General features: G+C 35.6%; 14 protein-coding genes and 2 pseudogenes. 11 read left to right on the top strand and 5 right to left on the bottom strand.

Annotated elements, in window-relative coordinates; translation table 11 throughout:
- The first annotated feature begins 16 nt into the window (after positions 1-16).
- Together N824_RS18595 and N824_RS18590 are read left to right on the top strand one after the other, a co-directional pair.
- The gene (locus N824_RS18595) at positions 17-2,233 is read left to right on the top strand and encodes a T9SS C-terminal target domain-containing protein (protein ID WP_048906650.1); all 2,217 of its coding nucleotides are present in this window, start codon (positions 17-19) and stop codon (positions 2,231-2,233) included.
- Between the two features lies 1 nt (position 2,234).
- Positions 2,235-3,251, top strand: coding sequence for a type IX secretion system membrane protein PorP/SprF (locus N824_RS18590; RefSeq protein ID WP_048906649.1), 1,017 nt, complete (start codon positions 2,235-2,237; stop codon positions 3,249-3,251).
- A 9-nt stretch (positions 3,252-3,260) separates the two neighbouring features.
- Here N824_RS18590 and rpoN read toward each other — a convergent pair.
- Together rpoN and N824_RS18580 are read right to left on the bottom strand one after the other, a co-directional pair.
- Positions 3,261-4,734: pseudogene (rpoN, locus tag N824_RS18585) on the bottom strand (RNA polymerase factor sigma-54).
- A gap of 546 nt (positions 4,735-5,280) precedes the next feature.
- Complete coding sequence (locus N824_RS18580; RefSeq protein ID WP_048906648.1) at positions 5,281-5,754, bottom strand: Lrp/AsnC family transcriptional regulator; 474 nt, start codon at positions 5,752-5,754, stop codon at positions 5,281-5,283.
- Positions 5,755-6,183: 429 nt separating this feature from the next.
- Here N824_RS18580 and mscL point away from each other — a divergent pair, with 429 nt between their 5' ends.
- Positions 6,184-6,612 (top strand): large conductance mechanosensitive channel protein MscL, encoded by a 429-nt coding sequence (mscL, locus tag N824_RS18575; RefSeq protein WP_048906647.1) that lies wholly within the window; start codon positions 6,184-6,186, stop codon positions 6,610-6,612.
- Between the two features lies 1 nt (position 6,613).
- On the opposite strand, the gene N824_RS18570 is transcribed toward mscL, so the two are convergent.
- Positions 6,614-7,480: a ChaN family lipoprotein gene (locus N824_RS18570; RefSeq protein ID WP_048906646.1), complete on the bottom strand. Its 867-nt coding sequence runs from the start codon at positions 7,478-7,480 to the stop codon at positions 6,614-6,616.
- A gap of 198 nt (positions 7,481-7,678) precedes the next feature.
- Between N824_RS18570 and N824_RS18565 the strand changes: the two genes are divergently transcribed.
- The 8 genes from N824_RS18565 (at position 7,679) to tsaB (ending at position 12,250) form a co-directional block, all read left to right on the top strand.
- Positions 7,679-8,452, top strand: coding sequence for a LiaF domain-containing protein (locus tag N824_RS18565; protein WP_048906645.1), 774 nt, complete (start codon positions 7,679-7,681; stop codon positions 8,450-8,452).
- A gap of 11 nt (positions 8,453-8,463) precedes the next feature.
- Positions 8,464-8,835 (top strand): DUF4288 domain-containing protein, encoded by a 372-nt coding sequence (locus tag N824_RS18560; RefSeq protein ID WP_048906644.1) that lies wholly within the window; start codon positions 8,464-8,466, stop codon positions 8,833-8,835.
- Entirely contained in the window at positions 8,825-9,886 is a 1,062-nt protein-coding gene (locus tag N824_RS18555; RefSeq protein WP_235207200.1) for a sensor histidine kinase, read from the top strand. Before N824_RS18560 ends, N824_RS18555 begins: the two co-directional genes overlap by 11 nt.
- On the top strand, positions 9,864-10,604 hold the full coding sequence (locus N824_RS18550) for a LytTR family DNA-binding domain-containing protein (protein ID WP_048906643.1): 741 nt from the start codon (positions 9,864-9,866) through the stop codon (positions 10,602-10,604). Before N824_RS18555 ends, N824_RS18550 begins: the two co-directional genes overlap by 23 nt.
- Before the next feature lie 88 nt (positions 10,605-10,692).
- Complete coding sequence (gene rpmH, locus N824_RS29225) at positions 10,693-10,851, top strand: 50S ribosomal protein L34 (RefSeq protein ID WP_055133745.1); 159 nt, start codon at positions 10,693-10,695, stop codon at positions 10,849-10,851.
- Positions 10,852-10,915: 64 nt separating this feature from the next.
- Positions 10,916-11,329, top strand: coding sequence for a ribonuclease P protein component (gene rnpA / locus N824_RS18545; RefSeq protein ID WP_048906764.1), 414 nt, complete (start codon positions 10,916-10,918; stop codon positions 11,327-11,329).
- Positions 11,316-11,546 (top strand): membrane protein insertion efficiency factor YidD, encoded by a 231-nt coding sequence (gene yidD / locus N824_RS18540; RefSeq protein WP_048906642.1) that lies wholly within the window; start codon positions 11,316-11,318, stop codon positions 11,544-11,546. Before rnpA ends, yidD begins: the two co-directional genes overlap by 14 nt.
- A gap of 20 nt (positions 11,547-11,566) precedes the next feature.
- Positions 11,567-12,250, top strand: coding sequence for a tRNA (adenosine(37)-N6)-threonylcarbamoyltransferase complex dimerization subunit type 1 TsaB (gene tsaB, locus N824_RS18535; RefSeq protein WP_048906641.1), 684 nt, complete (start codon positions 11,567-11,569; stop codon positions 12,248-12,250).
- Positions 12,251-12,284: 34 nt separating this feature from the next.
- Here the strand turns inward: tsaB and N824_RS18530 are convergent, their stop codons facing one another.
- Together N824_RS18530 and N824_RS18525 are read right to left on the bottom strand one after the other, a co-directional pair.
- On the bottom strand, positions 12,285-13,721 hold the full coding sequence (locus N824_RS18530) for a DUF5723 family protein (RefSeq protein WP_235207198.1): 1,437 nt from the start codon (positions 13,719-13,721) through the stop codon (positions 12,285-12,287).
- Positions 13,718-15,244, bottom strand: a pseudogene (locus N824_RS18525) (hypothetical protein). The gene N824_RS18530 and the pseudogene N824_RS18525 overlap by 4 nt, the downstream one beginning before the upstream one ends.
- Between the last annotated feature and the right edge of the window lie 89 nt (positions 15,245-15,333).

Below are 15,333 nucleotides of genomic sequence, written 5' to 3'. Positions count from 1 at the left end.
TAAGAGACAATCAAGTATGAGAATCTGGAGAATAATTTTACTAACATTAACTCATCTCTCCTTTTTCTTAAGTATTCAGGCACAAAATATTTCCAATGAAGGCATTGATTTTTGGTCAGTATTTCCTACCCATGATCCTGCATTTTATCTGGAACTCCCAAAGCTCGCCAACAATACTATTTATGTGTCTTCAAAAAATAATTCAGAAGTAACAGTGACCTGTGGTGCCTGGAGTCAAACTAAAAGAATTATGGCTAATGTTGTTGAACCATTCCTTATTCCGAGAGTTGATGCATACATCGATTTAAATGACATAAATACTATTAAAGTCCAAAGGGGGATACACATAAAGGTCAAGGATGGAATGCCCAAAGTAGCCGTATATTCACATATTTATGCAGGTAGACGCTCTTCCGCATCTCTAATCCTTCCGACGGAAGCACTTGGACAACAGTATTTTTCAATGAATTATACTCAAAATGGAAACATAAACGATGGGGCAGGCAGAAATTACTTAGCAATTGTTGCAACTGAGCCAAATACAAAAATAATAATACATACCAGAGAGGGCGATAGATCAGTCTCCTTTACCAATGCAGGAGAGGTATATGAATATATGCCGCCTGACCAGCGAGATTTGACCGGTACAATTGTTGAAATAGATCCATTATCTCCAGACAATTGCAATAAACGTTTTGCTGTTTTCTCTGGAAATACTTCAGTTTCTATTGGTAGGGGAGATCCAGACGAAGACTCTAGAGATCCGTTATATCAGCAATTATATCCACCAACAAGCTGGGGTAAAAGCTATGCGGTGGTTCCATTTAAAGATAGAAAATTCTTGTTAAGGATATTAGCGCAGGAAGATAATACCCAGGTAGACTTTAATGGGGGTACATTTACACTGAACAAAGGGCAATTTTACGAGAGTCCCTCGCTTGCAATGGAATCATTGTTTATTAAAGCAAATAAGAAGATTAGTGTTGCACAATATTCTTTAAGTCAAATCTGGTCATCTGCAACAAATCTTGAGATGTTAAGCGATCCCGATATGGTAATGCTTAATCCAATAGAGTTTAACATTAAGGTCATCACGCTTTTCTCCTCCACAAAAGAGCGCATCTCTGAGCGCTATATTAACGTGAGTATGAAAACTTCAGCCACATCAACTTTTAAAATTGACGGAGCTGTTCCAGAAAATGGCATCTGGTCAGTAATACCATCTAATCCGGAATATTCAGGCACACAGATAAGAATTAATAATGTAAGTTCAACACTAACCGCTAACGATGGCTTTAACGCTATTGCTTACGGCTTTGGCGAGAAAGAATCTTATTCATATTCTGCGGGAACAAATCTAGCTGCCGACAATTACCTTTTGATTCATAATCAGATAACCAATACAGATTCAAAAAATGCATGCCTTGGCCAAAAATCAAATTTTAAAATTGTGTTACCCTATAAGGCTTTAAATATAAAGTGGCATTTAGAGGATCATTCTCCGGTAGATTATACACCAGAGCCTCAAATAATACCTACTCCAGATGGTCCTTCGTATGCATACTTATACAACAGAGATTTCATATTTGGCGAGTTGGGTAAATTGAAAATGCAGATCACGGCCGTAAGACCAAATGAAAATAATTGTTTAAGTGCTGAAATCGAATATGATTTTGATTTTGATGTGAACCCTATTCCTACGCCTATTATAAGTACGGATGCGGAAGGGTTGGTAGATTCCTTAATTACCTTTACTGATCGAAGTAATTCTAACTTACAAGATAAACCTCTGAATAAGTGGCAGTGGGATTTTGGAGATGGCCAGGCTTCAACAGAGCAGAATCCAACTCATACATATCAGAAAACGGGTAACTTTACGGTTAGGTTTGCCACCGGAAGAGACGACGGCTGCATGTCTGATGTTATTACAAAAATGATATGTATCAGGGCCTATATAGACTATTCGAAAGATATACATCCGCCAAATGCCTTTAGTCCTAATGATGATCAAATAAATGATGTCTGGGAAATTAATGGTATTGAGGACTGCCCAGAAGCAACAGTAGAAGTTTTTACTCGTTATGGAGCACGTGTTTTTTTTAGCAAAGGTTATACCGTACCTTTCGATGGGGAGTACAAAGGCGAAGCCTTATCTGTTGGAACTTATTATTATATTATCGATCCAAACGATGGAAGAAAAAGGGTAACTGGAGCTTTAACATTATTGAAATAACGTGAGAAAAAATATATACATTATTCTGGCACTTGTATTACTAAATATTGTTGCATTGGCTCAGCAAAGGCCCCAGTATACCCAGTATATATTTAATAATTACCTGTTGAATCCTGCCATTAGTGGGATCGAAAACTATACCGACGTAAAAGTTGGTTATAGAAAGCAGTGGGTTGGTATAAATGATGCGCCTCAAACTTCATTTGTTTCAGTGAACTGGAAGCTTGGTGATGATTATTTATGGAGAAATCCGCTATCCTTGCCTGATAAGGGAGACAATCCGATGAGCAGGAATTATATGCAAAACTACACTGCCTCTCCCTCACATCATGGAATGGGAATAATTGCTGTATTGGATGAGGTTGGACCGATATCGAGATTAGATGCCAATATTACTTATGCTTATCACCTGCAGATGGCTAATCAGTTAAATCTTTCAGTAGGTGTTGCTGCTGGATTAACCAGGATAGGGTTTGATGCGAGCTCATTGCAGTTTCACGAAGGGGAGATTGAGCCTGCGACGAGGAATGCTATTGAAAGTCAGATTAAGCCTGATCTGGGCCTTGGAGTTTGGTTATACGGAGCCAGGTTTTTTGCAGGCGCATCAGTGCAGCAAATCTTATCTCAGAAGTTAAAATTTGTTAATGATCCTGGATTTAATCTTGGGAAAGAAGTTCCGCACTTTTTTATTACCACCGGGTATAGATTTTTTGTCTCAGAAGAAATATCGGCAACTCCTTCAGTGATGTTTAAAAAGGTAAGCCCTACCCCGGTTTCAATAGATGTCAATATGAAATTGTCCTTTAAAGACAGATTTTGGATAGGGGGAAGTTATCGTAAAGATGACTCATTTGCTGCATTGGCTGGAGTGAATATTAGCAAACTGATTAACCTTACCTATTCTTACGATTTTGTAACTTCAGATCTGAATCGTGTTACGAATGGAAGCCACGAAATTGTTTTAGGATTCCAACTCAACAATGTGTACGAAGTGTTTAGCACCACAAAAATGTGGTAGTGCGGAAAGTTAAAGCTCTTTTCTAAGGCGGGCTACAGGAATATTCATTTGCTCCCTATACTTGGCAACAGTTCTGCGGGCAATATTGTATCCCCTGTCTTTTAATATTTCCGTTAACTTTTCATCTGCTAATGGTTTACGTTTGTCCTCATTGCCGATACAATCTTCCAGGATTTTCTTGACCTCTTTATTTGAGACTTCTTCACCGCTTTCTGTTTGTATGGCTTCAGAAAAGAACGATTTCAATAGAAAAGTGCCAAATTCGGTTTGAACATATTTAGAATTAGCAACCCTCGACACCGTAGAGATATCCATATCTATTTTATCTGCAATATCTTTTAGGATCATCGGACGCATCTTACGTTCATCTCCAGTAAGAAGATATTCATATTGATATTGCATAATTGCGTTCATGGTTTTAAGCAAGGTTTGTTGCCTTTGCTTAATGGCATCAATAAACCATTTTGCAGAGTCTAGCTTTTGCTTTACAAACTGCACCGCCTCCTTCATTTTTTTATCTTTTTGCGCTGCCTTATCGTAGTGATCGAACATGTCGATATAAGAGCGGCTAACCCTTAATTCTGGGGCATTCTTTGAATTGAGAGTAAGTATTAAAACACCATCATTGTTTGATACATGGAAATCTGGGATTACCTGTAATTGTTTTGTCGTTACCTGATTAGAGTCGCCTGGTTTAGGGTTGAGTCTTAATATTTCGGCAATAATCTCCTTAAGGTCCTCACTGCTTAAACCTAAAGATTTTTCAAGTTTATCATAATGCTTTTTGGTAAACTCGTCAAGATAATTCTCAACAATTTCAATAGCCTTTAAAATAATTGGATTATTAGGGTCTTTCCTTCTCAACTGAAGTGTTAAACATTCCTGCAAATCTCTGGCGGCAATGCCGGGAGGGTCAAATGCCTGAATAACCTTAAGCATTTCCAGAACATCCTCCTCTTCAACCATTACATTTTGGGAAAATGCAAGGTCGTCAATCATAGATGTAATGGGGCGGCGCAAATAACCGTCATCATCTAAGCTACCTATAATTTGTTTGCCAATAATAAAGTCCTGATCCGACAGAGGAACAAGATCTAATTGCTCCTGCAAACTCTCGAAAAAAGTACTTTCAATTGCAATTGGAGTTTCTTTTTTTTCCTCATCATCATCATTATTATTKYMASWTRYWCTNKTAATCATTTACACTATCATCCTGCAAATAATCATCTACATTAAATTCATCAACGCTCTCTTCCTTTGGTCCGGCTTCAAAATCGTCCGGTGTGTCATTTAAATCGTCATACTCACTTTTAGGCTCTTCTGCAATCATCAAACTAGGGTCTTCCAAAGCAGGATTCTCTTCCAATTCTTCTTTAATGCGTGTATCTAAAGCAACTGTTGGTACCTGCAGCAATTTTATAAATTGAATTTGCTGAGGCGATAATTTCTGAAGGAGTTTTTGTTGTAAGTGTTGTTTAAGCATAGAGTAAGTGGCCCGGTAATTTAATATACCTGTTTCAAAAATACGCATTTCGTTTATATAATAGCAATTGCCACAATTATATTATAGAAAATACCTGATAAACAGAGCGAAATATATCAATCGTTTTTAGTGAAATGTTTCATCCATCATTACACTTAAACAATCTGTAATTGATAATTGATTTCAGAATTCGCAACGCGCCGTAATGATTAGATGAAGATTAATTTAATGAAAAAGAAATGGAAATCAGGGTGGAAAAGGCTTTGAATAAGCTAAAAGTTTAAGGGAAAATAATTATCTTTAATAGAAATATCAAATGGTCCAGATCTTTCTGCCGAACAATGACCACTGTTTGCTTTTTATTCGGCTCTGGCCGAACAAGGTACGTCTATAGCAAAACCGCCTATATTATATAACGCAATCAATAAGCGTCCTTTCTCAACCTAAAACTAAGCCAAAATCCATCCGATTTTTTGGCAATCAATTGGATGAATCCACATCAATTGATTTCTTGCACTTAAATATAGCAAAAATATCTGAAACCAATCACGAAAGCTTGAGTGCCGTTTCGTGCTTATGTTCTGCTAATACACAAGTGGTTAGAGTTTCACCTACAATAGCCATTGCTTTAAGTTTTGTTTCAAAAAAAGTATAAAAGGCTCCGGAACATGTAGTGGCAACTTTAAGATGAAAATCATAATATCCGGTAATCTGAGAACATTCCATTACTTCATCGAAAGTGTCTATTTCCCGACAGAATTTTGAAGCTGCGAACGGTGAATGGTCAATAAGTTTAACAAGTATATTAGCAACTTGTATCATATGGAGTTTTGTATAATCAAGCAATAATACAGATGCTTTTACAAAGCCCCCTTTTTTTAAAGACTTGATTCTTTCATGTGTAGCTGATTCCGATTTATGGATTTTATGAGCAATTTGCTTTAGTGGCATCTCCGCATTTATTTGCAAAGCATTTAATATCTCATTATTAATTGAGTCTAATCCCTGAATTTTAAACATAATCTATTTAATATTTTTTACTGTTTACGATTGCATAACAGAATTAGGTTAGGGCAAACATAATAAATTAATTTTTAATGTTGATCTCTTGAAATTGAATGTTATGGATGTTTTTACAAATAAGATTTTGTGTTTAGAGTCTTTTCTTGGGAGTTGCCAAATTAAAAATTGTGAACGCTCTCTCTTCCCGTGATATTTACTGAAGTTAAACGGTGGAATTGATATGCAGCCCTATAAATAACAACTTTGCACCGGTTTAAGTGGAGCCATGGAGGATGTCTGTCATAGGCATGCCAATAACAGGTTAAATTTAGGTTAAAAGATGGCTAGGCCTGGATGGGCGGCCATTTTTTTTGAATTTCCTCAAAAACAATTCTTTGATTCCAATGTTTAATTTTCTAATTTTAGATAAAACATAACTAAACTATTATGGGATTTGTAAAAGAATTTAAAGAGTTTGCCATCAAAGGCAGCGTAATGGATCTGGCTGTCGGTGTAATTATTGGTGGTGCTTTTGGTAAGATCATAGACAGTGTGGTTAATGATCTTATTATGCCATTAATTTCGGCAATAGTCGGATCGGTTGATTTTAGTAATATGTATGTAGTACTAAAAGGAAGTGTTAATGAAGGAATGGCATTAGTTGATGCAAGAAAAGTTCCTGGAGCTGTTGTTTTTGCTTACGGTAATTTCATTACAGTAGCTATTAATTTCCTATTACTTGCGTTAGCAGTATTTATGCTTGTAAAAGGTATTAATTCAATGAAACGCAAACAAGAGGCAGTTGCAGCCGCACCTGCAGGGCCTACTAAAGAAGAAGTTCTACTTACTGAAATCAGAGATTTACTTAAAAAGTAAATTAAAAGCTCTTTTTAATACCTGGGTCGGTTATAATAATGTAATCACCCAGGTGTTTGTGTTTTCCCCACTCTGGGTTATTATAATCTGCCGAAGGGAAGCACGACAGATTCGAAATGATAAGTTTCTTTGAAGTGCTCTTTAGTTTTGCAAGTGTACCCAATCTTTCATCACTATGAAAGCGACCATTAAGATGCAGCACTTTTGTGCCCTTGTGCTTCTTTATGTATCTGGCAATTGACCAGGCCATTGTAGCATCCCAGAAATTTTGAGTCTGATATATTTTCATATTACCCATATTATGGCCACCAAGTTCTTTTGTGAATTTATTGTAATAGCTTCCAGTTGCTGTGTCTATGGGTAATGGGGGTAAATAAGATCTCGATTCTTTCGGTAGGGTATTTAGCACATCCAACCCTGATTTACTAACCATATTGCTATACCTGGCGGCTCCATTAGCTCCAATTACATCTATTTCGTTGACTTTTGCATATTCCATAAGTGGTCTGTAATCCTTGTAGTTGTTCCATGCTCTTGATTCTTTTATAAAGTTTTTTTCTGAAATATAGCCACCAAGATATTCGTTTATAATGGGCTGTACATCGGTATGAAACATTTCCATAGAAAGGGCTGTTTTGGGATATGCGATATGTATCTGTTTAAGAATTTCAAACTCTAATATATGACCAACAGAATCGTTATGTTCTTCTCCGAAAAATAGCACATCTGTTTTTTCTAAATCCCGGGTCAATTCATTTACAGAGATGACTTTCTGATTTTTGACATCATAAATTTTATACTGTTGGGAAATTTGAGCTGTAATAAATAAGGGCAGGCATATGCAAATTATGGTAAGGAGGTGTTTCATACATCAAAAGTAAGGGATATTTTTACCGATTAAAAATGCACGTTTACCGATCTTTAGCGTAGATATAAATCATTCATGTTGACTAATGGATTCCTTCTATATACATTTGACTCACTACTTTTACATTAAAGGTTAAATAGAGCATAAAATTCATAAAGATTGTAATAGACTTTACTGAATTATATAAAATATAAGGAAATGGAAAAATTTACAAACAACAACAGTTCTAGCAGATTATGGAGTGGGTTGATAATATTGGGAGTAGGCCTGGTGTTTTTTTTAAGAAATTTTGGCGTCGATATCCCTCATTGGGTTATCAGCTGGCATACCCTGTTGATTGTAATCGGTTTGCTAGTTGGTTATAAAAGAAATTTCAATGGTGGCGGATGGTTGATAATGGTGTTGGTAGGAGGATTCTTTACGCTTGAAGACATTGGAGAATTTGATTTATCTAAATATTATTTTGCCATTGCATTTATTATTCTTGGCTTGTTTATGATTTTTAAACCAAAACGATCTGAATGGAATAAAGAGAGATGGAGAAATAGGTGGAATAAAAGACATCCACGTTTCAGAAACTTTGATGAACCTGTAAATACAGATGAGCCGAAAGAATATAGTGATATAAATAAAGATGATATTCTTGATTCTGTGAATGTGTTTGGCGGCAGCCATCAAAATGTATACTCAAAGAATTTTAAAGGAGGAGATGTGATCGCAATTTTTGGTGGCTCAGACATCAACTTAACCCAAGCCGATTTTGAGGGTACAATAATTCTGGAGGTAGTTGCAATATTTGGAGGATTAAAGATTGTAATTCCACCAAGTTGGGAAGTGAAATCGGAAGTTACTGCCATTTTTGGTGGCATGGACGATAAGAGGGCTATCGGTCAGGTGATAGACGGGCCGAGGAAAATAATAATTATTAAGGGGGTGGCTTTATTTGGCGGGGTGGACATTAGAAACTTTTAAAACCCTATGTTATGAAATGGTTTTTAGTAAGATATATTTATGAAATAGTTTGTGGTGATGGTAATTATAGACCGCAATTTGATGAACAACTAAGATTGATGTTAGCATTAAATAGTGCAGATGCACTTTTAAAAGCAGAAGAAACAGCTCATAGTTTTCATCCGCCATTTAAAAACTGTAGTGGCGAATTGGTAACCTGGAAATTCATTTGTATTGCTGATCTGCATGAAATTCAAACGCCGGATGACGGTGCTGAAATAGCATCGATAATGCATGAACCAATAGATGTATCTGCTTTTTTAAATCAGATAGAAAAAAGACAAACGTTTTTAAAAGAACATATACAACTTACAACTACAGAATTAGATTGTTTTGACAACTAGACCCCTATCAGTACCACAGATCCAGAAGTTTGCCCTTGTTATATTTTTAGCATGGGTTGCAATTTTTGTGTTCCTGTTTTATTATACACTGAATTTTAGTCTGCCTGTTTCCGTTGCCGATAGTTTAATAACAAATGGTCTGCTGGCTGTCGCATGTATTATTTTGAGTAATTTATTGGGTTATTATCAACCTAAAAATGAAACGATATTGTTTATACTGGTGTTAACTTTAATGCTGGCTCTGATTATTACTTTTGCAAGTAAGTTCGCATTAAACTTTTTGTTCTTAGATAACCTTACTTACCAAAGTTTTTTAAACTTGTCTTTATTGGTTCGCTTTATCATTGTATTTATATTTTTAGCCTGGTGTGCTTTAGCTAATATTTTATGGTATAGACTGGAAGAGCAGTCAGCCACTCAGGAAAGATTACTTACCGCTCAGAATTTATCAAAAGAGGCAGAATTAAATAAGCTTAGGCATCAGCTGCAACCGCATTTTTTGTTTAATAGTTTGAACTCTGTGTATGCACTTACTATAGTAAATCCTAAAGAGGCAGGTACCATGATCACTAAGCTTGCAGCCTTTCTAAGAGGTACTTTAAAACGAGATGATGAGGTTTGGGTTAGTGTGGGGGAAGAGATGGAATATATTGAACTTTATCTTGACATAGAAAAAGTAAGGTTTAGCCACAGATTAAATATTGATATTAGTGTAGATGAGAATACACTTAATCTGCGTTTGCCAGGTACATTATTGCAACCTATAGTAGAAAATGCTATAAAATTTGGCTTATACAATACCTCGGCAGCAATTACAATATCTATGCATGTAAAGGTTGAAAATAATGTATTGGTGATTATGGTACAAAACCCTTATGATCCCGAAATGAAGGCGACTGGTGGAACAGGTTTTGGTTTGTCTGCTATCAAAAGAAGGCTATATTTGCTGTTCGCTGATGAGAAGTTATTAAAAACGAAGGCTACAGAAGATAATTTATTTATAACAACGCTTAAAATACCTCAGGCAAATGATAAGAACGATACTAATTGATGATGAACCCCTGGCCAGGGATATTGTGAAACATTACCTGAGCGACTTTCCTAATATTGAGGTGGTGGCTGAGTGCAATGATGGGTTTGAGGGTATTAAGGCAATCACTCAGCATCAACCTGATTTTATTTTTCTGGACATACAAATGCCAAAAATTAATGGTTTCGAGATGTTGGAATTGGTAGAGAAGCCTCCTGCCGTAATATTTACCACGGCCTTTGATGAGTATGCAATTAAGGCTTTTGAAGTTAATGCGGTGGATTATTTACTGAAGCCGATAGAAAAGAGCAGATTTGATCTTGCCATGCAGAAACTGCCATCAAGGTTAAGTAATAATGGTGATGAATCAACCAGAGAATTATTGGATTCAGCAGCGCTTAGCCCGACACAAAATAACAGGGTTGTAGTTAAAAAGAATGGGGTAATTAAAATTATTGCTGTTTCTGATATCCATTATCTGGAAGCTGATGATGATTACGTAAAGATGAGCACCGTTGAGGGGATATTCCATAAGAATAAAACAATGAGCTTTTTTGAACAAACTTTGGATTCCGAGCAGTTCATTAGGATACATCGTTCCTATATTATAAATTTGGCCCAGGTTACAAAGATCGAATTGAAAGAAAAGGATAGTTATATTGTTCTTTTAAAATCAGATATATGGCTGCCAGTGAGTAAAACAGGGTATGTGAAATTGAAAGCTGCGCTGGGCTTATAGAAAATTCTAATTCTATTTGCAATTAGAAAAAAATCGCACTATATTTGCACCTCTTAATTAAAAAAATAGTCTAAGATATAATACAGTTATGAAAAGAACATTCCAACCTTCGCAAAGAAAGAGAAGAAACAAGCATGGCTTCCGCGAAAGAATGGCTACAGCAAACGGTAGAAGAGTATTAGCTTCACGTCGTGCAAAAGGAAGAAAAAGATTATCAGTTTCTGACGAACGTCGTCATAAAGCATAATTTTTGATTGCAGCACGTTTAGGTGTTAGCAGATCAGAACATCTGCAAAGTTGCGATCAAAAACATGAACACATTTAACAAAGAAGAACGGTTGTGTAGCAGGAAGTTAATTGACTTGCTATTTAAGAACGGTTCTTCTTTTTTATTATACCCCTTTCGTGTATCTTATTTATATGTAGATACAGAACACAAATATCCTGTGCAGGTTGTAATTAATGTTTCTAAGAAGCGTTTTAAGAAGGCGGTAGACAGAAATTTGATCAAACGCCGTACCCGTGAGGTTTATCGCCTTCAGAAGCAATCACAGCTTTACTCATCTCTTGTTGGTTCTAATAATCTATTGTTGCTTTCTGTTCAATTTATTGGCAAGCAGATTTACGATTATTCATTTTTTGAGAAGAAAATGTCCGGAGTTTTTAAAAAATTGGTTTTAGCTGTTGGAACCAATGAAATGAAAAAAGTTGATGGGGATAATTAAGCAGATAATTAGCTGGATTTTTTTAGGCTTGATAAAGCTTTATCAATGGTTGTTGTCTCCATTATTGGGAGCAAGTTGCAGATATACACCTACGTGTTCTCAATATGGTATTGAAGCCATAAAAAAGCATGGTCCGTTTAAAGGAGGGTGGTTAACCTTAAAACGTATTGGGCGATGTCATCCTTGGGGTGGTCATGGCCATGATCCTGTTCCGTAATGATATTTTAATTTAAACTGATGGCTACTATACTTCAAATTGAAACCGCTACACAAGTCTGTTCTGCTGCAATAGCACATGATGGTAAGACCATAGCTTTAAAAGAGTTAATGGCAAATAATATTCATGCTGGTAGCATAACTTTGTTTATAAAGGAGGCTATGGATTCTACTGGATTACAATTTGAGGATCTTGATGCTGTAGCAGTAAGTATGGGGCCAGGTTCTTATACAGGGTTGCGTATTGGCGTTTCTACCGCAAAAGGACTGTGCTTTGCGCTTGATAAGCCATTAATTGCAATACCTACCCTTCAAATGATGGCGCAAGGATTTATGCTTCAAAATCCCGATTACGATGGCCTGATTTGCGCAATGATTGATGCCAGAAGAATGGAGGTGTTTACTTCTATTTATAATAATGATCTTAAAACTGTGTCTCCGGTTTCCGCTAAAATAATAGATGAGCGGAGCTTTGCTGAAGATTTAAATAATAATATAATAACTTTTATTGGTAATGGTGCTGCCAAGTGCACTGATGTACTGAAGCAGGAAAATGCAAGATTTTCTGAACTGAATTTTAACTCGGCATCTTACATGAGTAAACTTGCTCATGAGGCCTATGAGTCTTCCAGATTTGAAGATGTTGCTTATTTTGAGCCCTTTTACTTGAAAGATTTTGTTTTAACCACACCTAAAAAGAAGTAAGGCAGTTGTTCTGAGACTGTGTTATCCTTCCGCATTATCTCTTTTTAGAGAATACACTGAAAATACGTTTGAAGAAACCAGTTCCCTGATCATCTAAACCTGGTATATAGCTGCTGTTTTGGGGATGTTCTACAGTATAACCAAACTTAATGCCCAATCCTATGTAAAAGGATGCGCCGTTATATCCAGATTTTGGGGATGCATCAGTTTTAATTGTTGCATAAGCGGTTCGAGTTGTCTTAAGGAGGTTGTCAGAACCTAAGAAGAACTCAAAGTTGGGGGTCTGATACATTCCCTGCATTCCAAAAAGAAATAGGTTATTGAAATTATAAATTGGAATAGCACTCACAGAAAAACCATTGTAATAGAATTTATTTACAATCGCTGCATCACCTCCATTATAAAACAGATTTTTTGATAAAACAAAGCTAGGCGTATAAAAATTAAATGTTTTGGAGATCAGGAAATCAGCTTTGGCATTTGTAAGGGTATAAAAACTTTTATTTACTGCACTATTTTTTACAATATCTGTAATTTGGTTTCTTATTCTTTGATCTTTACCCTTTGGACTGAGGGGTGGATTCTGCTCGGGAATTATAGTAGGATTAAGCATCTTGTCAAAATTGCTTACATAAGAACTGTTGCTCCATCTGATTATGCCGAGATCCTTTAAATTGGCCATAATGAATACACCACTTTTTGAGGTATAAGTTGTGCCAAAGCTAAGAGCGAGGCCTGGGTTTTTAAATGTAGGGATCAGGTCTTTTTTTTCTAAATCTTTGGCTTCCAGAAAACTTGCTTTGTATGTTCCTTTTAAAGATAAAGCTATTTTATCCTTTGTTGGTCCAGGCTGGATAGCTGAATTGTCAGTCCTTAAACTGTTGTAGGAAATTCCACTTAGTAAACTAACTTTAACACCGAAAGCAAGCTTCTTAGTATAGTTTTCTCTGTAGGTTAGGCTGAATTGATGATAAGATTGACCATATCCACTATTGTCAAATGGATTTGCAGTTAAATTGGAGTTGTTAATGAACCGAGTGTAATCATCCATTACTGCAAGTGATTCATTTGAGTATTTTGCATGAAGATCTGATCGCAATTGCCACGAAAAACCAATCTCCTTATGATATTTATAGGATTTAAATATCTTAAAATTGAATAAATATATATTGGAATTTTGATAGATGCTGTTTAGCTTATTCGTTCCAATTGGAATGTCTTTTACTGAAAGTCTTCCGGTGGTAATTAATTTATGCATTATATCCTCATTGCCTTTATTGATGGCATTTATTCCGAAATACGGTAAGAAGAAATTTGAAGCATATTTGCGCGAAGAATCTAGAACGAATGTTTTTTGTGCTGGGTTTTCAAACCCATCAAATAAAGTTTTGGTATTGAAAAGGCCGTATTGTTGAGCTTTTAGCTGATTAAAAAGAAATAAAAATGAGAATAGGATCAGATATTTTCTCATAATGAGTCATTTTCTAATATTAAASWWTMTTKSAYKRRWKGKWRWTSYYWMMTGCTCATCAAAACATTTGTTTGAAATTTACCATTATCTCCGCTAAGTTGGTATATAAATGACTGATAATTTTTTAATCCTTTTTCAGATGTGATATGCTTGTAGTAAGGCAGGTATATATTTTTAAGAAATATATCTGATGAATTATTGAGGTCGATAAAGAAGCTAATGCTGGAAGTATTTGGCAGCTGATTGATGCTATTGGAATAGCTTTCTTTATTTATAAAAAGACGATTGTTTTTATAACTGTTCAGAAAAGATTGTACTGTACTGGCATTATTAGCAAAGACCATATAATTATCTATAATGATGTAATAAGGTCTTTTGAATTTCTTAAAAGGCTCTCCAAAATAAACATACAAAAAATCATCCTCTTTAAATAGTTTTATGCCGTCTCCGTAATCCGTGCTAAGATCTAATAATAACTGATCAACTTTTTCGCCATTACTCAAATTGATCGCTCCAATTTTTTCTGTAGTACTTAGCTGGAAGGTAATAAGCTGATCTTTAAAGTATTTGGGTAATATCTGATTTGGATCTATATGGTATTTAGCACTGATGTTTTTTATTACCTCTGAGGCTTGATTTTCTTCCTTTTTACTGGCGAACCATTTTTGCAGCCTTCCTTTCCAATCTGTATAGTTTTCTATGGCAAAAACAGTGTAATTGGCTGTGTTTTCAGGCAAAATGTTGGTTATGGTAATTTTTTGTGCATTAGCGTTAGAGAACAACCCGTGGTAGTCATTTGGGTCATTGTTTTGTGTTACGCCAGTAAGTAATATTTTTTCTTTACTGAAATTGTATACAAGAGACGCAAATGCATTACAATTATCAAGTACTGAAAGCTCCCCGCTAAGTTTGCCCGGCATAGTTGATTTTAGCAGTTGAGGAAGGGTGTTAAAATTGATGTAGACTTCGGCAAGACTATTTTTTGCTAGCCTGGTGGTTGATTTAATGTGCTGGACAAATTTATGGTTACTATTAATAGGCGTAGATAACGCACTTGAAATGGATTGAGCAGAGCTTGATAATAGTAAGAGGTTATCTTTAGTAGCCAAATAGAATATCATGCTATCTGGTAAAGTAATAGTAGTTATCTTTTGTGAAGTATCTAATTGCAATTTAGCAGATGCTAGTGAAATCAATAATTGGTTTCTGTTTGATCCAGGATTTATCTGGGTACTATATAACAAATCTATGTGTTTGTCTTTTCCGGGAATGAGACTAATATATATGTTCTGTTTACCAATAATACGGTTGATATCGGGAGCTGATAGTAGGTGGTCCTTTATAGATTGCAGTTGTGCAAAATTATCTTCTCCAATAATTTCCTGCAAAATTTCCTGACCTTTTAAGATCTCAAATATGCTTTTGTCGTTTTGAAAAGAAAAGATAAGAGCTGAATTTGCTGTAGCTGCGTATAAACTGCTGTCATTACTTTCCCGATCTGTATTTAGACCAGAAAAATACATATAGGCCAGAGTTAAGATGGCAGTAAACAGAGCTATTATTATGACAAGAATTTTTTTCATTTGCTGTTACTACAAATTTAATTTTAATA

This window comes from Pedobacter sp. V48 (assembly GCF_000523515.1).
Lineage (GTDB): Bacteria > Bacteroidota > Bacteroidia > Sphingobacteriales > Sphingobacteriaceae > Pedobacter.
This window is presented reverse-complemented; position numbering and strand designations above follow the sequence as displayed.